This window comes from Pedobacter sp. AC163, from assembly GCF_979258665.1.
This window is the reverse complement of record NZ_OZ409872.1, coordinates 1,758,519-1,780,004: the sequence shown is the minus strand read 5'-3', so window position 1 is coordinate 1,780,004 and position 21,486 is coordinate 1,758,519. Positions and strand designations below refer to the sequence as shown.

At 36.7% G+C, this 21,486-nt stretch carries 19 protein-coding genes; 7 read left to right on the top strand and 12 right to left on the bottom strand.

Features of this window, described 5'->3' with window-relative positions; all coding sequences use genetic code 11:
• Window positions 1-45: 45 nt before the first annotated feature.
• The 5 genes from ACZZZK_RS07500 to ACZZZK_RS07480 form a co-directional block, all read right to left on the bottom strand.
• Window positions 46-1,365, bottom strand: a complete 1,320-nt coding sequence (locus tag ACZZZK_RS07500; RefSeq protein ID WP_463483599.1) for a PQQ-dependent sugar dehydrogenase — start codon at window positions 1,363-1,365, stop codon at window positions 46-48.
• Between the two features lie 177 nt (window positions 1,366-1,542).
• Entirely contained in the window at window positions 1,543-2,883 is a 1,341-nt protein-coding gene (locus ACZZZK_RS07495) for an ankyrin repeat domain-containing protein (RefSeq protein ID WP_463483598.1), read from the bottom strand.
• Window positions 2,884-2,901: 18 nt separating this feature from the next.
• The gene (locus ACZZZK_RS07490; RefSeq protein WP_463483597.1) at window positions 2,902-4,095 is read right to left on the bottom strand and encodes an ankyrin repeat domain-containing protein; all 1,194 of its coding nucleotides are present in this window, start codon (window positions 4,093-4,095) and stop codon (window positions 2,902-2,904) included.
• Entirely contained in the window at window positions 4,095-5,300 is a 1,206-nt protein-coding gene (locus tag ACZZZK_RS07485) for an ankyrin repeat domain-containing protein (RefSeq protein WP_463483596.1), read from the bottom strand. Before ACZZZK_RS07485 ends, ACZZZK_RS07490 begins: the two co-directional genes overlap by 1 nt.
• Before the next feature lie 176 nt (window positions 5,301-5,476).
• Entirely contained in the window at window positions 5,477-6,049 is a 573-nt protein-coding gene (locus tag ACZZZK_RS07480; RefSeq protein WP_463483595.1) for a hypothetical protein, read from the bottom strand.
• Window positions 6,050-6,311: 262 nt separating this feature from the next.
• Between ACZZZK_RS07480 and ACZZZK_RS07475 the strand changes: the two genes are divergently transcribed.
• Window positions 6,312-8,531, top strand: coding sequence for an NADP-dependent isocitrate dehydrogenase (locus ACZZZK_RS07475; RefSeq protein WP_463483594.1), 2,220 nt, complete (start codon window positions 6,312-6,314; stop codon window positions 8,529-8,531).
• Between the two features lie 54 nt (window positions 8,532-8,585).
• Here ACZZZK_RS07475 and ACZZZK_RS07470 read toward each other — a convergent pair whose 3' ends face one another.
• From ACZZZK_RS07470 to ACZZZK_RS07460, 3 genes are all read right to left on the bottom strand, one after another.
• The gene (locus ACZZZK_RS07470) at window positions 8,586-9,182 is read right to left on the bottom strand and encodes a transposase (protein ID WP_463483593.1); all 597 of its coding nucleotides are present in this window, start codon (window positions 9,180-9,182) and stop codon (window positions 8,586-8,588) included.
• A 124-nt stretch (window positions 9,183-9,306) separates the two neighbouring features.
• Window positions 9,307-10,725 carry a hypothetical protein gene (locus ACZZZK_RS07465; RefSeq protein WP_463483592.1) on the bottom strand — a complete coding sequence of 473 codons (1,419 nt, stop codon included), beginning with the start codon at window positions 10,723-10,725 and terminating at the stop codon, window positions 9,307-9,309.
• Between the two features lie 7 nt (window positions 10,726-10,732).
• Window positions 10,733-13,177, bottom strand: coding sequence for a TonB-dependent receptor (locus ACZZZK_RS07460; RefSeq protein ID WP_463483591.1), 2,445 nt, complete (start codon window positions 13,175-13,177; stop codon window positions 10,733-10,735).
• A gap of 78 nt (window positions 13,178-13,255) precedes the next feature.
• Here ACZZZK_RS07460 and ACZZZK_RS07455 point away from each other — a divergent pair, with 78 nt between their 5' ends.
• Window positions 13,256-14,248: a helix-turn-helix transcriptional regulator gene (locus ACZZZK_RS07455; RefSeq protein WP_463483590.1), complete on the top strand. Its 993-nt coding sequence runs from the start codon at window positions 13,256-13,258 to the stop codon at window positions 14,246-14,248.
• A gap of 82 nt (window positions 14,249-14,330) precedes the next feature.
• The gene (locus tag ACZZZK_RS07450; protein ID WP_463483589.1) at window positions 14,331-14,738 is read left to right on the top strand and encodes a hypothetical protein; all 408 of its coding nucleotides are present in this window, start codon (window positions 14,331-14,333) and stop codon (window positions 14,736-14,738) included.
• Window positions 14,739-14,815: 77 nt separating this feature from the next.
• Here ACZZZK_RS07450 and ACZZZK_RS07445 read toward each other — a convergent pair whose 3' ends face one another.
• The 4 genes from ACZZZK_RS07445 to ACZZZK_RS07430 form a co-directional block, all read right to left on the bottom strand.
• On the bottom strand, window positions 14,816-15,340 hold the full coding sequence (locus ACZZZK_RS07445) for a hypothetical protein (RefSeq protein WP_463483588.1): 525 nt from the start codon (window positions 15,338-15,340) through the stop codon (window positions 14,816-14,818).
• Between the two features lies 1 nt (window position 15,341).
• Entirely contained in the window at window positions 15,342-17,168 is a 1,827-nt protein-coding gene (locus tag ACZZZK_RS07440) for a DNA polymerase III subunit gamma/tau (RefSeq protein ID WP_463483587.1), read from the bottom strand.
• A 64-nt stretch (window positions 17,169-17,232) separates the two neighbouring features.
• Complete coding sequence (locus ACZZZK_RS07435) at window positions 17,233-18,126, bottom strand: hypothetical protein (protein ID WP_463483586.1); 894 nt, start codon at window positions 18,124-18,126, stop codon at window positions 17,233-17,235.
• A 53-nt stretch (window positions 18,127-18,179) separates the two neighbouring features.
• Window positions 18,180-19,052 carry an AraC family transcriptional regulator gene (locus ACZZZK_RS07430; RefSeq protein WP_463483585.1) on the bottom strand — a complete coding sequence of 291 codons (873 nt, stop codon included), beginning with the start codon at window positions 19,050-19,052 and terminating at the stop codon, window positions 18,180-18,182.
• A 177-nt stretch (window positions 19,053-19,229) separates the two neighbouring features.
• On the opposite strand from ACZZZK_RS07430, the gene ACZZZK_RS07425 reads away from it, so the two are divergent.
• The 4 genes from ACZZZK_RS07425 (at window position 19,230) to rpsR (ending at window position 21,480) form a co-directional block, all read left to right on the top strand.
• Entirely contained in the window at window positions 19,230-19,823 is a 594-nt protein-coding gene (locus ACZZZK_RS07425) for a hypothetical protein (RefSeq protein ID WP_463483584.1), read from the top strand.
• 135 nt (window positions 19,824-19,958) lie between these two features.
• Window positions 19,959-20,657: a DUF1826 domain-containing protein gene (locus tag ACZZZK_RS07420; RefSeq protein ID WP_463483583.1), complete on the top strand. Its 699-nt coding sequence runs from the start codon at window positions 19,959-19,961 to the stop codon at window positions 20,655-20,657.
• A 203-nt stretch (window positions 20,658-20,860) separates the two neighbouring features.
• Window positions 20,861-21,217, top strand: a complete 357-nt coding sequence (gene rpsF / locus ACZZZK_RS07415) for a 30S ribosomal protein S6 (RefSeq protein WP_010599581.1) — start codon at window positions 20,861-20,863, stop codon at window positions 21,215-21,217.
• Entirely contained in the window at window positions 21,217-21,480 is a 264-nt protein-coding gene (gene rpsR / locus ACZZZK_RS07410) for a 30S ribosomal protein S18 (RefSeq protein WP_010599582.1), read from the top strand. The genes rpsF and rpsR overlap by 1 nt, the downstream gene beginning before the upstream one ends.
• The last annotated feature ends 6 nt before the right edge of the window (window positions 21,481-21,486 follow it).

The window sequence follows — 21,486 nt, the reverse complement described above, 5'->3', positions numbered from 1 at the left end:
CCTAATGTAGAACTTTAATCTGCGAAGTGAAGATCAATACTTAAATTACTTTGCTGCAACCTTCCAAACTACACCGCTCACATCATCAGCAACTAAAATTGCACCATCTGGTGTTTGGGTTACGCCAACTGGTCTTCCATAAACTTCTGCTTTATCTACATCAGCGATAAAACCTGTTAAAAAATCTTCTGGTTTGCCTATAGGTTTACCATCCTTAAACGGAACAAAAATTACCTTGTAGCCTGCTAAAGCCGAACGGTTCCAAGAACCATGCTGACCTACAAATGCACCTCCCTGGTATTTAGAAGGAAATTTAGTGCTCTTATAAAATGCCAATCCTAATGAAGCCGTATGCGAACCAACTGCCACATCTGGCACGATTGTTTTCTTCACCAATTCTGGCTTTTGCCCTTTCAACCTTGGGTCTTCATTTTGACCGAAGTATGCATAAGGCCATCCGTAAAAACCACCTGGTTTTACGCTGGTAATATAATCAGGAACCAAATCGTCGCCCAAACCATCACGCTCATTAACTGCAGTCCATAACATGTTGGTGCCAGGTGCCCAATCTACACCAACAGGGTTACGTAAACCACTTGCGTAAATTTTTTCCCCTGTACCATCAGGATTTATTTCTAAAATATTTGCTCTTTTTACCTCATTTTCCATTCCGTTTTCGCCAACGTTGCTACCAGAACCTACAGTAATATAGATTTTGCTTTTATCTGCATTGGCAATTAAATTTCTGGTCCAGTGGTTATTATATCCGCCAGCTGGAAGGCTCAAAATTTTCTTACCGGTGCCCGTAATTTTGGTGTCACCAGTTTTGTATGGATATTGCAAAAGACCATCGGTATTGGCTACATAGAATGAATTTCCAATGATGGTTACACCGTAAGGTTGATTGAGACCTGTTAAGAAGGTGGTTTTCAATTCTGCAACACCGTCTTTATCCGCATCGCGATACAATAGAATGGTATTGGCACTTTCGCCAGTGACTTCAGATTTTGCTTTTCCAGTAACCGCATTTGCCACTTTTTCTTTTGTGCTGCGTTCGGAGTTGCTCAACACAATTAATACATCACCATTAGGAGCAATGTAAGTGTTCCGCGGACTTTTAATATTTGATGCGAATTTGCTTACCACAAATCCTTCGGGTGCTGTCGGCATTTTATTCTCTGGCCAACCTATCACTTTGCTAAATTTATTTTTAGCCGCTGTTGTATCTGGAGCTGGTAAATTCACCTGTTGATTTTCTGTGCTTACCGTGGTGGAGTCGCCCTGCTTTTCTGATGTTTTGTTAGATTGGCAGCCGAATAATACTGTGGCTGAAAATAAAGTAGTGTAGAGAATCTGTTTTTTCATAATCTGTATTTTTGAGAAAGGGATGTGTTTCACGAAAAATATAACAGAAAATTAAAGCAGATGTTTTGGCGGTGCTGGTTTAGTGTATTGCCTCGATAAGCTATTTACTTATCGAGGCAACTGTACTGTATGTTTTATTGAAGATTTTAACTATTGCAAACTCTAAAGCAAATATCACTATCCCTTTAAAATCTTTGCCTTTTCACCATCAAATTCTTCTTGCGATAAAATTCCAGCATCCAACAATTCCTTCAAATCAAGCAAGGCTTGCTTTTTACTTGCCATATCATTTTTGGCAGGTTCAGCGGTTTCTTGTACAGGTGTTTTAGTGGCTTGCGGAGAAATGTTTGATGGTCCAAATTTTAATAATAATTCGGTAATCTCATTAAAGCCTTTAATGTTTGAATAATCAATCGCTTTTTGCTCCTTAACATTTACAATAGTAGGATCGGCAGCTTTTTCCAGAAGAAACTTTACCACATCTTTCTTTCCATTTGCAGATGCATAGTGCAAAGCAGTGTTGCCGCTTTCATCTTGAATATTTACATCGGCACCCTTCTCTAAAAGCAATTTCAACATATTTAAATGGCCACTTTTAGCGGCAACATGTAGCATACTTTCGCCACCATATTCATAAGAACTATTGAAAGAAAAACTCGCCGAGATGGAAATATTGTTAGCGGTTTCTACCCATTCGAGGTAAGAATACATCGAATCATCATTGTTGGTTAATGGCTTTGCATAATTTACATTTACACCATTATTTAAAAAGAGCTCAACAATTTCCTTCTGATTATTGGCACAGGCGTACCAAATAGGAGAGAGGCCATTTTTTGAAGACACAAAAACATCAGCACCTTTATCGACCAAAATTTTAGTTAGCATTCTGTTCGAATCGTAACAGGCAATTAATAAAGCAGATTCGCCCTGATGATTTACTTGATTGATGTTGCCACCATTCTCCAAAATCAATTCTACCATTGGCGTATTTTTCGATTTTACTGCAAAAAGTAAAGGTGAGTCTCCTTCTTTATCTGTGGTGTTGATATTGGCACCATGGTTTAAAAGCATTTGTACCACTTCTTTATTTCGCCAACTGGCAGCAATAAGTAAGGCAGTTTGCGCTTCGTTGTTTTCTTTATCAACCTCCAAACCTTTTTCCAATAGTTTTTCCAAAACCTCTATTTGTCCGTTTTGAGCGGTAATGTGTAGCAGACTGTTTCCTTTATAATCGTTAATGTCGATTTTTGCGCCTTGATCTAAAAGATACAGCGCCGTTTGTTTCTGCTTTTGTAAGCAAGCGAAGTAAAATGGTGTTTCACCTGCGTGATCTGCGTAGTCCAAATCAGCTCCCTCATTGATCAAGATCTGCACTAAATCCAAATAGCCGCGGTGAGCAGCATAGTGCAGCGCAGTTCTGCCCTTTTCATCGGTATAACCTACTTCAACTTCTTTGTTGGCCAATAAAAGCTCGGCAATTTTTCGTTTACCGCTTTCGCAGGCAATTATAAATGACATCGACATAATTCTTTTCTATTAAGCTTGTTTCATTAAAAGTTCTACTGTTTTTATTTTGTAATTATCATTTGATGCAAGCATCATTGGCGTTTGATCTTCATCGTTGGTAATATTGGCATCGGCACCATTTTCAAGCAAAAGTTTCACCTTACGATAAGTATCTTTAGCTTTATCATGATCGTCATTTACGTTATATGCGCAAACTTTATGCAATAAAGTATTGCCTTTTTCATCTTGCGCATTGATATCAACAATGCCTGTGTCTAAAATCGCTTGAATAATTTCTGCAGATTTCCCTGCAGCCATATCTAAAGCTGTTTTTTGCTCTCCATAACGATTACATGCTTTTTGTAAATCTGCACCATCATTGATCAACTGCTTAATGATGGCCTGGTTGGTTTCCAAACTATCGAAATTAATTTCTGTGATGTAATTGAACAAAGCGGTTTGGCCCACACCGTTTATCTCATTTAAATTGGGCGATGCATATTCGCTAAGTTTCAAGTAAGCATTAAGGTCATGATTCCAGACAATGGCATAGTAAAATGCATTGTTTCCATCATCATCAACATGGTTTGGATCGGCGCCATTGGCTAAAAGTACATCGATAAAAAATGGCTTTCGAAACCTGAGCGCAGAAATTAATGCAGTTTCGTTTTTAATGTTTGGCGCATCTACATTTAATCCCATTTGAGCCAATGGATTGATATAGTGATGCATTCGTTGAATATATTCATCGCCGCCAAGCCCATGTGGTACATTCGCTTTCACCAATTGATGAATGATGTTTTCATCCTCGTGATTCATGAAATTAATGTCGCAACCATAATTAACTAAGCTTTGGATACAGCTTAAAGTAGCACCGCGAAGAAATGCGAAGCTTAGTAAAGTTTCACCTTTTATCTCATCGTTTATATTCGTGAAATGACTAATAAACGTGTCAAAAAATACATTTATTTCATCATCGATATCCCTGTAATTGAACAAAACATCGAAGAAGCTATATTGGAAACTGTCGTATTCATAAATATCGGTTTCGATAATTTTTTGTTGTACAAACAATTCCAAGATTTCGAATTGCTTGTTTTGAATCAAGATTTCAATCAGCATTGCTTTCACCTGAATATTTAGATCAGCTGGCAATTTTTCACCGTTCGCAAGTGCTGTAATTGTGTTGGCAAAATCTCTGTTTCGTATCGATTCTTCTAACATTATTGAGCGTTTTTCATTAACAATTCTACTGTTTTTATTTTTAAATTATCATCAGAAGCCAACATCAACGCAGTTTTATCCTCGTCATTTGTTGCCGTGATAGCAGCATCGTTTTCAATTAATAGCTTTACTTTTCGATAAATTTCTTTGGCTTTTTCAGGTTCATAATTAACGTTTTGCGCACAAACTTTATGCAGTAAACTGTTCCCTTTATTATCATTTCTATTCACATCCACTTTGCCGGTTTCTAAAACGGCTTCTAAAATTGCCGCAGGCTTTTCAGCAATTAAATCCAGTGGTGTGGTTTCAGTACTGTAATAAACGGAGGGCTGGTAAAGATCTGCACCATCTTCCAACAATTTAATCAAAAATGTACATTCAGTATCCGAATTGTACATCATTCTCACATACTCAAACAATAAGGTAACTTGATTTTTATTTACCACCTCAAAATTCGGTAGTGTAAATTCTCGCATGATATCGTACATCTTTATACTTTGCAAATGTGTTACTGCATAAAAGAAAGCCGAATTTCCTGTTTTATCTAAATGGTTTGGATTGGCTCCATTGTCCAATAGGAATGAGAGAAATTGTATTTTGTTAGATTCAACCGCATTTATTAAAGGAGTTTTTTCCACTATATTTTGTGCATCGACTTCTAGGCCTTCATTTATTAATAAATTGAGATAACTTATTTGGAGGTTATGTAATTGTTCTTCGTTTAAATCAAATCTTTTTTGGTTGTTTTTTACCACCTGGTGGATGTAGTTTTCTTCTGCATTGGTTTTGAAATTCACGTCGCAACCAGCATCAATTAAAATTTGAATCAGCTCAATAGGTGCCAACTTTTCAAAGAAATAGCCTAACAAGGTTTGTGCTGAAACTTCATCATTTAGATTGTCGAATTTTGAGATGAAATCCTTGAAAAACTCCAAACCTTTTTCGTCTGCTTTTAAATACCTTACTACGGTTTGAAAAATGCTTCCATCAAAATTTTCGAACTCATAGACATCTGTTTCGATAGTTTTATCCTTGATTAAATGCAAAATAATGTCGTATTGCTCACCGCGGAAGAGATTATCAAATATTTGCGATTTTTGATGGGGTTGTAGCGTTTTCGGAAGTTTTTCGCCAGCTAAAAGTTTAGCATATGCATCTGTGAAATTTGCTGAATTAAAAAGTTGTTCTAAAGTCTGCTCACTCATATTAGTTATAATAGCCAAGTTTTTGAATACATGTTTTCTAAATAATAACGTAAATGAGTTGGAGATGTTCATTATCAACCAACGAATATTCATTTAACACCAGTTATTTAGGGTAAAATAATAAAAATATTTAGGGCTGATTTTTGGAGGGAAGTACTGAAGTAAATGTAGAAATTTTATTTTGACTCATCAATTCTGATGTTGTCTGTTTGAAATAGAAATTGTTTGTCTCCTTTTTTAATGTATTTTTCAAAAGGTAAGCCATTGGTTTTTTCAGGTACCTCTACTACAACATATTTACCAGTCTCTTTGTATTTAGAATAAACAATATCGAAGGATAGTATGATTTTGTTTGCTAAAGGAATATGCTTTCCATCATTACCGATAGAGAACGATTTTTTTTCATCATAATCTTCATAGTGCAGATTATTTTTCTTTTCTGAATCTCCTGTTTTGCCAAGGTTGATAGAATTTTTTTCATCACTTTTGATATTGATGAAAAGAAGGTGCTCGCCCTTTTCATCAACCAATTCACAGTAAATTTCGTCGCCTCTTTGTCTCCAGTTTTGAATGCTTATAAATCCTTCGATAGCTATCCTTTGTCCGTCATAGTTGTTTTTGGCATAGAGCGTTTCGTAAACACTTTTAGCATCTTTGTTAGGCAGCAATTTTCCTTTGTCCAGTTCTGCTTTGCATGAAATTACCAGGAGTAAAAGATAAAATAAGGAAGTTTTAGATCTCGTTTTCATCAATTTTAGATTAAGTTCAAGGAGGTTTAACCGTTGTTAATAAGCAACATTTTGCAGTAGATAAATTGAAAGTTAAAAAACTAAAATCATTAACTAGATCATTTTAGAAAAAATAGTTTCCACATTCTTATCGATGCTATAAATAACATTACAATGTTCCTTAATTCATTCGATTATTTTATCTTTAGGCGATTTAAAAAAACTCGGTTTACAATCTTAATCGAGATAATATTTAACTTATTAAAGCAAAATCAATTTAAACATGTCAAATACATCAAAAATTATCTACACCAAAACCGACGAGGCGCCAATGTTGGCTACTTATTCACTTTTACCTATTGTACAAGCTTTTACCGCATCAGCAGGTATTGATGTAGAAACCAGAGATATTTCTTTAGCAGGAAGAATTTTGGCAAACTTTCCTGAGTATTTAAACGACGATCAAAAAATTGGAGATGCATTGGCTGAACTTGGTGGATTGGCAACAACCCCGGAGGCGAACATCATCAAATTACCTAATATATCTGCATCAATTCCGCAATTGGTAGATGCCATTACTGAACTGCAATCGCAGGGTTATGCATTACCGAACTATCCCGATAACGCACAAACTGAAGAAGAAAAAACCATCAAAGCGAAATATTCAAAGGTTTTAGGTTCTGCGGTTAATCCCGTTTTACGTGAAGGGAATTCTGATCGGAGAGCACCAAAGGCAGTTAAGAATTATGCAAAACAAAATCCTCATTCAATGGGTAAGTGGTCTGCAGATTCGAAAACTAAAGTAGCCAGCATGACTGAAGGCGATTTCTACGGATCAGAAAAATCGACCACAGTTTCAGAAGCTGCTCAGTTTAAAATTGAATTCGTGGCCGAAGATGGTGCGATAACCGAATTAAAAGGTTTATCTCCGTTAAAAGCAGGAGAGGTGATCGACTCATCAGCTTTGAGTTTATCAGCCCTTAAAGCTTTTGTTGCCAAAGAAATTAAAGAAGCAAAAGCTGCGGGTGTGTTGTTATCTGCACACTTAAAAGCTACAATGATGAAGGTTTCTGATCCGATTATTTTCGGTGCCATTGTTGAAGTTTATTTTGCTGATGTATTCACTAAATATGCTGATCTTTTTAAAGCATTGAATGTTGATACCCGCAATGGTTTGGGCGACGTTTATGCAAAAATTGCAGGCAATCCACAACAAGCGGAAGTTGAGGCTGCTTTAGCTGCGGCAATTGAAAATGGTCCGGCTTTGGCCATGGTAAATTCTGATAAAGGAATTACAAACTTACATGTGCCAAGTGATGTGATTGTTGATGCTTCTATGCCTGCAATGATTCGTACTTCGGGACAAATGTGGAATAAAGAAGGGAAACCTGAAGATACAATTGCACTGATTCCAGATCGTTCGTACGCTGGTGTTTATACTGCAACAATTGATGATTGTAAAGCAAACGGTGCTTTTGATGTTACCACAATGGGTTCGGTACCAAATGTGGGTTTAATGGCCCAAAAGGCAGAGGAATATGGATCGCACGACAAAACTTTCCAGGCTACCGCTAACGGAACAATTCGCGTTACTGATGCTGATGGAAAAGTTTTCTTTGATCAAAAAGTTTCAACCGGAGATATTTTCCGCATGTGCCAAACTAAAGATGCACCCATTCAGGATTGGGTGAAATTAGCGGTTAACAGAGCTCGTTTATCTGAAACCCCTGCTGTTTTCTGGTTAGACGAAAACAGGGCGCATGATCGGGAAATCATCGCTAAAGTGAATAAATATCTAAAAGATCACGATACCGAAGGTTTGGATATTCGCATTCTTGCGCCAATTGAGGCTACGAAGTTTACTTTAGAGCGTATTCGTAAAGGCGAAGATACTATCTCGGTTACTGGTAATGTTTTAAGGGATTATTTAACAGATTTATTCCCTATTTTGGAATTAGGAACTTCTGCAAAAATGTTATCTATCGTTCCTTTAATGAATGGTGGTGGTTTGTTTGAAACTGGTGCGGGTGGTTCTGCTCCGAAACATATCGAGCAGTTTATCCACGAGGGTTACCTCCGTTGGGATTCTTTAGGAGAGTTTTTGGCTTTACAAGCTTCATTAGAACATTTATCGCAAACACAAAATAATAGCAAAGCACAGGTTTTAGCTGATGCTCTGGATGAAGCAAATGCGAAGTTCTTAGCTACAGATAAATCGCCAGGTAGAAAATTGGGAACAATTGATAACCGTGGCTCCCACTTTTATTTGGCCTTATATTGGGCAGAGGCATTAGCCGCACAAACGAAGGATGCCGAGTTGCAAGCAAGATTTGCGCCTTTGGCAAAAGCATTAACTGAGAACGAAGCGAAAATTACAGAAGAGTTAATCAGCTCTCAAGGTAAAGCGCAGGAAATTGGTGGCTATTATCATCCAAATGATGATTTGGCTAGTAAAGCAATGCGTCCAAGTGCGACATTAAATACTGCATTAGCATCGTTATAAAATAAGCTTTTAAGTATTAATCCCCAGCTGCATCTTTTTCAGCTGGGGATTTTTTTATGATTTTTTGCTGTGGAATTTATCGATTTCCCATTTAGTTGCATTGTTTGCAATATAATTAGAAATGGTTTCGAAAGCCCTGTCATCACGAATAATGTTGTCGTAAAAGCGGGTTTGCCATCCGAATTCAATGCCCAATCTGTTGCAATGTTTGGTTACAGCAGATTTGTAGCCTCCAACGATAGAAGATATGGAATTTTTGCCCTGGTTTTGAAAGCGTAATTGTCCGGGTGATTTTGGGATATCGGCGGTGGGATGGGGATTGTGTGGTGGCGCTAGAGACAAGGCATGCCTTGTCTGTACATCATCCCCGGCATTATTTCCATCCAAAATCAAAATCCCATGAATATGATTAGGCATTACGATAAATTCGCCCAGTTCGATATTGATGTTATGATGTTTTATTTCATGCCATAAAATATCGGCAATTACGCCCGCATCTGTTAGTATCATTTCGCCATTCTTCACCTTGCCAAAAAAATGACGTCGGTCCATTGTACAAATCGTAATAAAATAGGCGCCATCATTGGCATAATCCCAAGTCTGCAATCTTGCAGAAGGAATTCTGTATTTATTCAGGTACTGTTCATTCATCGGAGTGTTAATTCATCCTATGAATATAAATAAAATCAGGCACTTTAATTTGAAAATGTGCGAGGATTTAAATAACAAAAAAGGGCAACCATAGTGATTGCCCTGATAAAAATGTTTTTTTTCTCTAGTAAGCACCTAGATAAAAGCTGCCAGATTGATTCTTTAATTTGGCGCCTTTAGTAACTGTTTTGGTTTTGTAATTGATTACATATAAATTTCCATCAACACCGTTTGGCGTCATTGGAATATAAACATTATCGCCTGCAAGGCCAATATTTTGAAACTGACCGAATGTGCCAGTTAATGCGGTTCCGCCATTTTGAGCAGCAGTTAAACCTGAGTAACCACCATCAGTTTGTTTTTCTGTAGTTAATCTGGTAGCAGTTTTAGCATTTAAATCGATCAACGCCAAGTATCCACCCTGAACCCCAGTTTCAGTAAATAATACGATACCAACACCATCTTTAATGTACTTCCAGGCGCTGATAGCAACATTATTAGCTGTACCTAAAGCAGTTTTTAAATTGAAATTATAAGTGTTATCATATTCGTTAGTAGAAGCATTGATCCGCAAAATCTGAGCGCCAGAAGTTGCTGTAGCCTGATAAACGTTTCCATCGGTACCCACATATTGCGTCATGGTGCGATAAGAGTGGTTGTTTACTTTACTGATATTAGGATCTACAAAGATCAATTTAGGGTTGGTTAACGATGGATAATCAACAACTAAGGTTGCTGTACCCAATTCTCTTACCCCTGTAGACCAGGTTTGCGCAGTACCAGCAGTATTTACACCAGATTTCTTAGTTACATCTGTTCTAGACACATTACAGCCAATAAAAATTTTGGTTTTTGTTGCATTTAAAACCGGTACATCAATGCGGCCAATTTGATAACCTGCTTTGGTTTGCTCAGCAGTAAAAGGTATGGTAAACTCTGTTTGACGGGTAATTTGCGGATCATTTAAGTTAAGCACTGCAATTTTAGCTGTACTTTTTACATCAACAAAATCAGCTCCTGCGCCAGTAGCCGGAGCGCCAGTAATCACAGATGATGCAAATACACCTATGCCAATGCCGTCGCCAGCCACTACCCAACGAGGAGACGAACCAAGAATCGGCTCAGTGTTTACCTCTTCACGAGTATCTACAAAGTTTTTATCGCCTTCTACTTTATATTTATTAAAGATGCCACCATCTGTACCTGTGTACTGAATGTTATATAAAAAGTTTCCGTTTGGAGAACTTTGTACACGGGCAGTACGCTGAGACCTTAAACCGTATCCATTCGCAAATACATTTACTTCGAAGTTAGGATCAATAGCTTGCGCAAGCGTAATAGCAAAAGCTCTTGTGCCACCATTTCCAGCGGTACCTTCAGCATCTGGAAAAGCAGCAGTCAATGTTATAAATTTTCTATCCCAAATATCTGGTCCCGAAACACCAGTTTCTGGTGAATCTCCACCATCTTTTTTACAACCAGCTAAGGCACTGATGGCTAATACTGATCCGAATAATGCGGTTTTTAGTAAATTAGTTTTCATGTTATACTTATTTAAAGTTATTTATAGTGTAATTCAATTTAAAATAAAATGCCCTTCCTGGTCGCTGCACACCAAAATTGTCGTATACTTCAGCATTTAGCAGGTTTTTACAATCTAGGCTCGCAACCAGTTTTCCAGTAGGGAAACGATAACTTGCTCCTAAATCATGAGTAAATTGGTTCGGGGTAGTAAACCATTCTGATTCAATCCAAATGGTACTAAAAGCGGCTACATATCCGGCATTGTAGTAAACGTTCATTACAGATTTCTTTTGAAATAGGTTATCGAAGCGATACTGAATATTCCCGTTCACTGTAAAGAAAGGTTCATTCGGAACCTGTTTGTTGTATAAGCTGTTTGGATTTCCGCGTTCATCAAGCTCGACTTTGTATAGTGAATTGAATTTTGAGAAATTTACCATAGCGTTTAATTTGTTAGCATAGATGTAATTAACCTCGGCCTCAAATCCAATAGATTGTGTTTTTGATAAATTAACAAACTGAGTTACCTGGATATCTTCTACCTGATTTTCACGTCCTTCAATTACAGGATCTACACGGGTTTGTTGAATAATTTTATCGTAACCATTTCTCCAGAAAGCATTTCCATACAATGAGAATTTATGCTGGTTTGATGTGTTAAAGTTGTATCGTCCACCCAAATTGTAATTGATGGCCAATTCCGGCAAAATATTTGGGTTAGCCAGCAAATTGTTTTCTGGTTCACCATATATGTGTCTATCAGTAGGCATGATAAATGATTTCTCTGCGGATAGAATCAAAAATCCGTTGCGAATTGCTTCATAAGAAAGCGTACCACCGAAGCCTTTATTATCTCTGGTAGTGCTGCTGTTTTGATAATTTAGTACGCCATTTAATTCGCTTATTGGTCTTTGCTGGTTAGTTTTGTAGATGGCATACTTTCCAAAAATGTTGGTTTTCAATTTCCCACGAAGAAGTTCGGCCTCATAGTTCATGGCGAAAATATTCGTAGTTAATCCGTTAAGCGTAATCCACTTACTGCGTTCCGGAATCAGCAGGTCCTGGTCGTTCCGGTCAGATTGCTCGAATTTATGATTCAACGAGACACGGTGGCCAGACACAATGGTGTAAGCTAAATTCGAGCGGATGTTGGAAATTTTACGTTCGATATTACTCATTACCGCCACACCTTGCTGCCCCATGCCCGGACTATATCCATAGGTCTCTGGCGGGCCTTCGGAATTCTTAACCAGCAGCGTTCCATCCCAGTTATATTTTAAACTTACCGTATCTTCCAGATAAGTGGTTCTTCTGCTGTGAACCGCATTAACAGTAAGTGCTAAACCATCCAACAAAAAGTTATTCTTATTATAATTCAAGCTTAAAACATGCGCTTGATACTCGTTAAATCTTCCGAAGTAGGGCTTAGTCATCGTTATCCCATGTGGAATTTGTTTATATGAATCTGAAATGTTGTAGCCGATAAAAAATTGATCTGCCCATTTTACATTGGTGAAACCCGCTTCAAATCGGCCACCAATGGTTTCAAATTCATCATTAGGCCGCTTGGTGCGATAGTTTCTAATAATTCTTCCGCCAGGCAAAGTGTATTTTGAAAACTTTCCCCACATTTCATAATTATTGTCCGAATAACTGTAAAAGCCCGATGCTCTTGCTGTAAAGCCATTTTTCTGATTGCGGTATAATGCACTTACATCTGCTCTGTAGGTATTAAAAGATCCATAAGAAGCTGCAGCAGTTATGTTATTTGCTGAGGCATCTTTTTTCATGATCACGTTGATGGCGCCGCCGATGTAATTTCCACTTAAATGAGATGGAAGTACGCCTTTGTAAACCTCTATGCGTTCAATCATCGATGGAGGAATATTATTAAGATTAAAGGAAGAGCCGTAAGTTGATATCTCAATTCCATCTAAAAACAAACCGATGGTACTGCCCGACATGCCATTCAAATTATATTCAATGGGCGATCCTTCGCCACCATTCTGACGAACTCTGACGCCAACTGCCCGGTCTAGAAGTTCATTTGTGGTGAGGTTTCTCAATGAAGCCTCTTTGGTTTCGATTATAGACATTGCAAAACCACTGGTTTCCATTTTGCGTTTTTCGGTTTTGCCAGCTATACTTACCTCCTGCAAATCGCGATTAACATTTTCCTTCACTTTGGTATTGAATACGATGCTTGGTGAATTGATGTTTATATTTTGCGTCTTCTTTTCAGAAACTACTGAGCTGATTAACAGTGTGTAACTACCATATTTAACGTCTTTGAATTCGTACCTCCCTTTCTCATCAGTCATCGTGCTTCTATTAAGCTCTTTGATAATAACTGTTGCACCATCCATCGGCTGTCCGCTATTATTGGTGATTTTCCCGGAAAGAGTTGCTGTTTGAGCGATAGCAACTATAGAAAAGCAAAGGAAGAATAGGGATAGTAGCGATATTTTCATCGATTATGTAACTTTTTTAAATTCTTCTTTAGAATAGGTCTTAATAAGAATAACTTTGCGCAAAGATAAAATCTGAATATGACGCAATCAGAAGAAATTGTAACGCCAAAAGGAGAATCTCGACAAGCGGTAGAGAACGTATTCTTATACAATCAAAATATGGAAGTGAGTTACAGCACTTCAATTTACGATAGGAATAAAATAGAAATCAGGTTGAACCATCCAGATGAATTGGAAAAGGAAACCTATCAAATGATATTTGTGCTGAAGGGAAATATAAAGGTTTCTAAATCTGGATCTAACCATGAGTTTGTCGAAATAGCAAGCCAACAACATAATCTATTTCGATTGGCTTTTAAATCTACGAGAATACTGGTTGATACTTCCGATGATATGCTGTTCATCAACCTAAGTAAGTCTTTTTTAAAACGATTTCTACCTCATGAACATCCTGCCTATAAGCTGCTGTTGAATGAAGATTTAGATAGTCAAATGGTATTATCAACCATCAATATGCCTATTACGCCAGAAATCAGTGCGATTTTGCAGAAGTTAGGCAATTCAGATCAATCCACATTTTCAGATCAGTTACTGCTTGAATCTAAAGCGATCGAGCTTTTTGCTCTACAAATCTCACAGTTTGAACAGCTACAGAATAGCGAAGCGCCGGCAAAGCTTAAAAAGATAGAGATGGAGAGGATGCACGAAGTGCGGGAAATTCTTATTCAACAATCCGGAGATCAGCTTTCGCTACGAGCCCTTGCTCACTTAGTAGGGACAAATGAGTTTAATTTGAAAAGGGATTTTAAAGCCTTGTTTGGAAAAACTGTCTTTGCCTATCTTAATCAGCATAAAATGGAAAAGGCCAGAAATATGTTGATTGAAGAAGATACTACAGTTTCAGAAATCTCTAAAAGAATGGGTTACAAACATGCCACTCATTTTACAAGTGCGTTTAAGAAATATTTTGGCTACTTACCGAATAAGATTAAAACCGGTAAATTATCACTATTAATTTTCTTTGAAGATTTTATTGCACTATTGGAAAACCTAAGTCTTTTAACCATTTAGATTTCAAATTATAAAGAACTGTTTTGCAAACCATCTCTTTGCATCTTTGTTGTATATTTATAAAACAATAGGAGACAAAAACATGGAAAATAACGAAAATAAAGGATCAAAAGATAAGATACATAGCACAACAGAAAACGCTGAAATCAACAAAGAGAATTTAGCCTACGATAAGGTTAAAGGCAGCTACGAATTAGATGTGAATGGAACCGATAAAGATTATGATCACCCGATGGGCTATGAAACTGTGGCAGTAGGAGCGAAGGATGACGATTCTACCTATGACGAGGCGAACCCTTATATTGGTGATGAATATGCTAGTAATGAGGACATTGCAGAAGACAATTTAGAAGAGCTCGGCATGCATGTGGATAATGGAGAAAGCGTAAGACTGAATGCAGAGGACGAAATTTTAGCCCGTACACCAGAAGATAACCGTGATGATCTAGATGAAGAAGGTTATCCCATTAACGATACGCCGCTAAAATAGCTAAACATAAAAATGGTTGATTGACTTCACAATCATAATCAGAAAAGCAGGATACATATTATGAAGCCTGCTTTTTTTTATGCGGTTTGTGAATGGGGTTGATCAATTAAAATCTGGATATTTTTTTTCCAGATATCTCGATGATTCACTACGAATTTTTCTTCTGCTCCTTCCTTTAAAATAATCTTCAAACCATTTGGTATCAAGCCTAAAGTGTTATAGAAAATAATATCCTGAATATTGTTGATCTTAATGGCGAGGGTGTGGTTTTGAATATTGACTTGGTGTGATTTGAATGCTAAACGATCGCTCAAAAGATACAATGTGCCGCCAACGGCTTCTGCATTTTTGAAATGATTTGCACCGCCAGAATAAATAACCTCGCTGGCTTCAACACCTTCAAGTATCGTTTGCTCTTTTACTTTTCTAGCGTTAACAAACAAGTACATCATCAAACCCCAAAGTGCACCTGTAATGGGGCCAGCAATGAGTGCATACCAAATGCCGTTTGTAAATGCTATGAAAATGCCAAATAGCAAGGCAAAACCGATGGAGGCATAAACTAGGCTTTTTATAGTAGCTTTTTTTTCAGCGATGATCATATTATGGATTGATATCTAAATTAAATCTTTTGCGCAATTCGTCGAGTTTTGGATTTTTGTTAACCAAATAATCATACTTTTCACGATTGCCATACAGCCTGTTTTCAATTTTTCGCTCCACCTGTTTAAAAGTAATATCAACGGCGAAATTTTGAAGTTCATTTCTCAGGTAGTTCATTAATTCGACTGACTCCTGAACAATTAATTGTTCTTGTGTTTTGCTTTCTACAGAGATTTCAATCAGCGTTGGGTTGACAAGGGTAGGAGCAAAATTATTGAGAATTGTAAACAAATTAATTTTATCAGCTTTCTTAAGTATCTGAATGTAGCTGTTCCAAACTTCTAATAGTCTATCGTAGCTAAACTGTTGCCTGGCTTCGCCAGTTACAGTTTTTGGCGTTCCATCATCTTCTCCAGTAGCAAGTCTTTCCAAATCATTTAATGAGGGGATTAATGTTCCAACATTTTTTTTCGGGATATTAATGCTAATGGAAGTAGCGGATGGTATGCTGAGTTTAGGAATTTCTTTCGGTTTTTCGTTTAATGAAATACTTGCAGGAATTTCAGCTTGAGGTTTATTGGGGCCAATTGACGAAGGATTTTCAGCCTCCACTTTCAACTTTGAACTTTCAACTTCAGAAGCCTTTTCGGCTACGACATTAGTTTTTTTTTTATCCTGATCTCCGTCAGTTGCTGTGTTACTCGTATTTAAAGGTTGCTGTGCTAAATGAACTACCGATCGAATATGGCACATTTTTATTAGTGCAAGTTCTACCTGTAAACGCTGATTTTTGGAGTTTTTATAATTTAAATCGCAATTATTAGCCAGGTTTAATGCTGTTAATAAAAATGAAAGCTCGGTTTGCCTGCATTGATCCAGATACTTTTGTTTGATGTTCTCGCTAACCTCCAAAAGTTTGATCGTTGCTGCATCTTTACCTACCAGCAAATTACGGAAGTGTGTAGCTAAACCATTAATAAAGTTATTTCCATCAAACCCATTATTCAGAATTTCATCAAACAATAATAATGTTTCACTTACTTCTGCTGCGGTTAGGTAGGAGGTAAGCTTAAAGAAATAATCGTAATCTAAAATGTTTAAATTATCAATTACAGCCTTATAAGTGATGTTTTTGTTTGCATAACTTGCAATCTGATCAAACATCGATAGAGCATCACGTAAACCTCCATCTGCTTTCTGAGCGATAATGTGTAAGCCATCAGTTTCAAAAGCGATGTTTTCACGTTGTGCAATGGCAGCCAAATGGCTCGAAATATCTTCAACCTGAATGCGGTTAAAATCAAAAATTTGACAACGTGATAAAATCGTTGGCAGAATTTTATGTTTTTCTGTAGTAGCTAAAATGAAAATAGCATAAGATGGTGGTTCTTCCAATGTTTTCAAAAATGCGTTAAATGCACTTTGAGATAACATGTGAACCTCATCAATAATATAAATTTTGTATTTACCGGCTTGTGGCGGTATGCGAACCTGCTCTATTAAACTACGGATATCATCAACCGAGTTGTTTGATGCCGCATCCAATTCATGAACATTAAAAGAGTGTCCGTTTTGGAAAGACAGGCAGTTGTCACAAGTTCCGCAAGCTTCCATATCTGCTGTAGGATTGGTGCAGTTAATGGTTTTCGCAAGGATCCTGGCGCAGGTAGTTTTACCAACGCCCCGTGGACCGCAAAAAAGAAAAGCTTGGGCCAGCTGATTGTTTTTGATGGCATTTTTTAGCGTGCCGGTAATATGCTGCTGCCCAACAACGGTTTCAAACGTGGCCGGACGGTATTTACGGGCAGAAACAATAAAATTTTCCATCGGCACGAAAATAGGAAAAATTTAGATGGAGTTTTATTGAAAAATGTGAATGTTGAAAAGTTGACTATTTGCCCAATTGCATCACTTTATCGAGCAATGGCGGTAATCCATTCTCCAATATTTTATCATTATCCCAAAAACTCATCACACAGCTCACATAATGATCTCTCACCTTATCGGCAACATAATACGCGATTAACGTTTTGCCTCCAGAGGTTTTTACCGCTAAATTGGTGAGCCCAGTAAAGCCATAAACAACTTTTAGTGCCGTTGTAGGTGTGTTTTCAAAAATGACTTTTACCTCTGTCTTGGAAATAATTTTTAATCCTTTTCTTAGTCCAGTTACAGTCAGTTGATTTTGAATCGCCTTTGTTGCACTTTGCAGTGTTTGATGTAACGACCAATTCATTTCTCCTAAATAAGGACACTGAACGGTGTTTACATTGGTCCAATAGCAGCTGTTGCTCAACTGAATTTTTCTGCCAGCAAAATCAATGCTGTCAATTTGATTGTCTTCAAAAATACTGGGAGGTAATTTGTCTTCTACAATGAGGTTAATAAGTTCCCGCTCAAATTGCTGGTTAGGGGTACCAAAATAGGTGAAGCAAATTACAGTAGTCAGTTTTTGTTTATCCTCTATAAAATAGTACGACGAAATTGCATGTAAACTATCAGATATTTTTTCGCGTTTAGTGATATGTACATTATTATAAGCCAGGCTATCGACCTTCGATTTGAGATCGTTGTTTGTTATGGAATATTTCCGGTATGCGAATTTTAGATCTTTATCGGTAAAGGGACTGGTAAAAGTTTGGCTGGTGAAATCAATTCCATCTATGTTGTAATAAGTTAAAGATCTGTTTTTAACAGCTTTAAGCCTTTTTAAGTAATTGTCTTTCTCTTGAGATAATGCAACAAAAGGTATTATTAGGAGCAATATAATATATGCTTTTGCCATATAGTAGATATTTTATTAAAGATAAAGACTTCGAAATGATTTATCTCTGTTGGTTATTTTATAATCGATTTCAGCTCATTTCTGTATTCTGATGCACTTTTACCAGTAAACTCGTGGAAAATTTTATTGAAGTGACTAAAGTTATTGAAGCCACTCTCTAAAGAAATGGCGGTAATGCTGATGTGTTTTTCGGCCAAAAGCTTAGATGCATGTACAACGCGATATTCATTTACGAAACGGGTAAACGTTTTCTTAGTAATTTTTTTGAAGTAGCGACAAAAAGAGGGTACCGTCATTGCCGACATTTCTGCCACATCTTCCAGGTTAATTTGCTCTTGAAAATGATCTTTAACATGATTGAATATCATATTGATTCGATCATTATCCTGAATTTGCATCTCCATTGCAAAGCCCGAAGCATTCAAAATGGTTAAATCTTTCGATCCATCCAGCGTTTTTAAAACGGTGAGCAGTGTAACCAGTTTTTCAAATGGTTGTTGATCTTCCATAGCTTCTATATGAACACCAACCGCCTTTTTGGTTTTCTCACCGAAGGCGATTCCACCCTTTGCTTTTATAAATAAGTCTCTTAAAAATTTATTCTCTTGCAGCTCAAGAAATTGCTGTCCTAAAAAATCGGCTTTGAATTGGATAACGGTTTCGTTTTTGTTTCCCGTATTGTTATCCGTAAAACCGCAATGTGGCAGGTTACTGCCTACTAAAATCAAATCGCCATCGGTATAAAAAGAAACGTGACTACCAATTTGTCGCTTTCCCGAACCTCCATTTACAAAAACCATTTCTATTTCTGGATGATAATGCCACACATGTGCTTTATTGTTTTCATTTTCTACATATTTAGAATAGTAAAATGAGCTTCCAAAGGATGGTTCGACAACTTCAAAGCTTGGTTTTAAAGTTTTCATGACAATTTAATGTTAATTGTAGGTTAAATAATGTGCTTAATTGATGGTTTGATATAAATTTAATGATAATGAGGATAATTTTACATATATATCTGAAAATATAGCGTAATTTCTGTGTGTTTTCTTAAAGTAATTTAGCAGTATAAAATAATTGTACACACATTAGATGATTTAGTTATGAAAAAGTTCTTTAAAATCGGTTTAATTGCTGCCTTATCATTCACTGTTTCGATTGCGCAAGCAAATGACAATGAATTTTCTTTAAAAGTTAAAAACGAAAAACAGAAATCAATAAGTTTCTTAATGAGAAACAATAAAGAATTCAGCTTTTCTGTTTTTTCTGAGAATAATGACTTACTTTTTGATCAGAAGTTTAAAGGAACAGCTGGATTAACTAAAACATATGACTTAAATGCACTTCCTGAGGGAAATTATACGCTTAAAGTGGAGTCGGGCACTACAGTGGCAGAATATGCAGTTAAAATAGCATATGATAAAGCTCAAATTTTAACCAGTAGAATAACAGAGGTGATTAAGCCAAAAATTACCAAAGTAAAAGATTTAATTACGCTTGATTATCAGGTTAAAGATAATATGCCAATCGAGGTTGCTGTATTTAACGAGCGTAATGATGAACTTTATTCTCAAATTTTCAAAGATAGATCGAAACTGATCAAAAAATTTAACATCGGTAAAGCTGATGGAGACTCGCTAACGTTTGTTGTAAAACATAACAATGAGTCGTTTACAAATACAATACAAACTCGCTAAAACAATCAACCAAACAAACTAATTAGGGAGATACTCACAGTATCTCCTTTTTTTGTTTTATGGGCTTTTTAGTTAGAAATGTTATTATTCGTTATTTTTGTTTTATAATATATTACTAAGCGGCTATTCTAGGATATGGATAATGAATTTTCTAATTACAAAAGTGCTGCAGTAGTATCAACGTTTAATCAATTAGTTAACTCAGATTTTCAGGGCGTTAAAAATGCAATCTGCTGGTACAGAAATTTAACTGGAGATTTTGCTGAAATAGTATCAAATCTGCAATTAGAAGGCAACTTGACAGAAGTGTCTTTAGAAACAATTAAATCGTTGGAGCTCTCCGAAGAGGGAAGTAGGGCAAGGGAAATTATTATAGATGACTTTAACTTATTAACGGCTTGTGGTGCATTGCCTTCACTTAATTTGATTAAAAATTACGAACGCGATGAAGAGTTGGATTTCATCTCAACAGATGTTTATTCATTCCATGTAGATCGCTCACCCGTTGGTATTGATACTTATTTATGTACATATTATGGTGCGGCTAGTGAAATTGTGGCTAATGATGATGCAGAGCAAAAGATTTTAATTCCTGAAGTTCGGCAGAAACTAAAAGCTATGTACGATGGACCAGAAGAAGAATTTGAGACTTTTTTGATTGAAAATTATTTCAACTTGCATTATCAGCCTAAACCAAATGCGCAACCACTAAACCTGGGGCTAGGTCATATCTGGAGATTAGCAGTAGATCATCCTGAAAAACCAGTTCTGCCGTGTATTCATCGGGCGCCTGTAGAGAAAGATGGTGAATATAGACTGCTAATGATTTGCTGAACTTGATTTTACTAAATATGAAATTTGCCTTTAAATTCATTTATTAATTTGCAATTATATGCTTTATTCATTGCTCCTCGATCTTTGCTCCGTTTCATTCTTCTTTTTTCTGCTCAATCATTTGATTTTAAGAAATATATTGCTACTTTTGCAACCCCGTAATATACCTCGGGATTAAAAAATTAAAAACATAATTTATAACAATGAATCAGTACGAAACTGTTATCGTTCTAACCCCATTGTTATCTGAAGAGGCTGCAAAAGAGGCATTAGCTAAATTTAAAGCAGTTCTTGTTGATAACGGTGCCGAAATTATCCAAGAGGATAATTGGGGTTTGAGAAAATTAGCGTATCCAATTGAGAAAAAATCAAACGGATTCTTCAACTTAACTGAATACAAAGCTTCAGGAGATTTGATCGCAAAATTAGAGCTTCAATTAAAACGCGATGAGCGTGTGTTACGTTTCTTAACTATCCGTTTAGACAAACATGCTGTTGCTTACAATGAGAAAAAACGTAGTGGTGCGTTTAACAAAAAAACTAAGGAGGTTGCAGCGTAATGGCAAGAGAACAAATTCAATACGTTACTGCCCCTAAAGTAGAGGATAACCGTAAAAAATATTGCCGTTTCAAGAAAAACGGAATTAAATACATCGATTACAAGGATGCAAACTTCTTGTTGAAATTTATTAACGATCAAGGTAAATTATTACCAAGACGCCTTACTGGTACTTCGTTAAAATTCCAACGTAAAGTTGCTCAAGCTGTTAAACGTGCTCGTCACATCGGTTTGTTACCATTCGTTGCAGATCAATTAAAATAGGAGGCT

What these genes read in the sequence shown, in the direction of transcription:
- ACZZZK_RS07495 (WP_463483598.1), bottom strand. Translation starts at nt 2,883, where the DNA reads ATGTCATTTATAATTGCCTGCGAAAGCGGTAAACGAAAAATTGCCGAG.
- ACZZZK_RS07420 (WP_463483583.1), top strand. Translation starts at nt 19,959, where the DNA reads ATGGATAATGAATTTTCTAATTACAAAAGTGCTGCAGTAGTATCAACG.
- ACZZZK_RS07475 (WP_463483594.1), top strand. Translation starts at nt 6,312, where the DNA reads ATGTCAAATACATCAAAAATTATCTACACCAAAACCGACGAGGCGCCA.
- ACZZZK_RS07470 (WP_463483593.1), bottom strand. Translation starts at nt 9,182, where the DNA reads ATGAATGAACAGTACCTGAATAAATACAGAATTCCTTCTGCAAGATTG.
- ACZZZK_RS07450 (WP_463483589.1), top strand. Translation starts at nt 14,331, where the DNA reads ATGGAAAATAACGAAAATAAAGGATCAAAAGATAAGATACATAGCACA.
- ACZZZK_RS07460 (WP_463483591.1), bottom strand. Translation starts at nt 13,177, where the DNA reads ATGAAAATATCGCTACTATCCCTATTCTTCCTTTGCTTTTCTATAGTT.
- ACZZZK_RS07500 (WP_463483599.1), bottom strand. Translation starts at nt 1,365, where the DNA reads ATGAAAAAACAGATTCTCTACACTACTTTATTTTCAGCCACAGTATTA.
- ACZZZK_RS07430 (WP_463483585.1), bottom strand. Translation starts at nt 19,052, where the DNA reads ATGAAAACTTTAAAACCAAGCTTTGAAGTTGTCGAACCATCCTTTGGA.
- ACZZZK_RS07490 (WP_463483597.1), bottom strand. Translation starts at nt 4,095, where the DNA reads ATGTTAGAAGAATCGATACGAAACAGAGATTTTGCCAACACAATTACA.
- rpsF (WP_010599581.1), top strand. Translation starts at nt 20,861, where the DNA reads ATGAATCAGTACGAAACTGTTATCGTTCTAACCCCATTGTTATCTGAA.
- ACZZZK_RS07435 (WP_463483586.1), bottom strand. Translation starts at nt 18,126, where the DNA reads ATGGCAAAAGCATATATTATATTGCTCCTAATAATACCTTTTGTTGCA.
- rpsR (WP_010599582.1), top strand. Translation starts at nt 21,217, where the DNA reads ATGGCAAGAGAACAAATTCAATACGTTACTGCCCCTAAAGTAGAGGAT.
- ACZZZK_RS07425 (WP_463483584.1), top strand. Translation starts at nt 19,230, where the DNA reads ATGAAAAAGTTCTTTAAAATCGGTTTAATTGCTGCCTTATCATTCACT.
- ACZZZK_RS07465 (WP_463483592.1), bottom strand. Translation starts at nt 10,725, where the DNA reads ATGAAAACTAATTTACTAAAAACCGCATTATTCGGATCAGTATTAGCC.
- ACZZZK_RS07480 (WP_463483595.1), bottom strand. Translation starts at nt 6,049, where the DNA reads ATGAAAACGAGATCTAAAACTTCCTTATTTTATCTTTTACTCCTGGTA.
- ACZZZK_RS07455 (WP_463483590.1), top strand. Translation starts at nt 13,256, where the DNA reads ATGACGCAATCAGAAGAAATTGTAACGCCAAAAGGAGAATCTCGACAA.
- ACZZZK_RS07445 (WP_463483588.1), bottom strand. Translation starts at nt 15,340, where the DNA reads ATGATCATCGCTGAAAAAAAAGCTACTATAAAAAGCCTAGTTTATGCC.
- ACZZZK_RS07485 (WP_463483596.1), bottom strand. Translation starts at nt 5,300, where the DNA reads ATGAGTGAGCAGACTTTAGAACAACTTTTTAATTCAGCAAATTTCACA.
- ACZZZK_RS07440 (WP_463483587.1), bottom strand. Translation starts at nt 17,168, where the DNA reads ATGGAAAATTTTATTGTTTCTGCCCGTAAATACCGTCCGGCCACGTTT.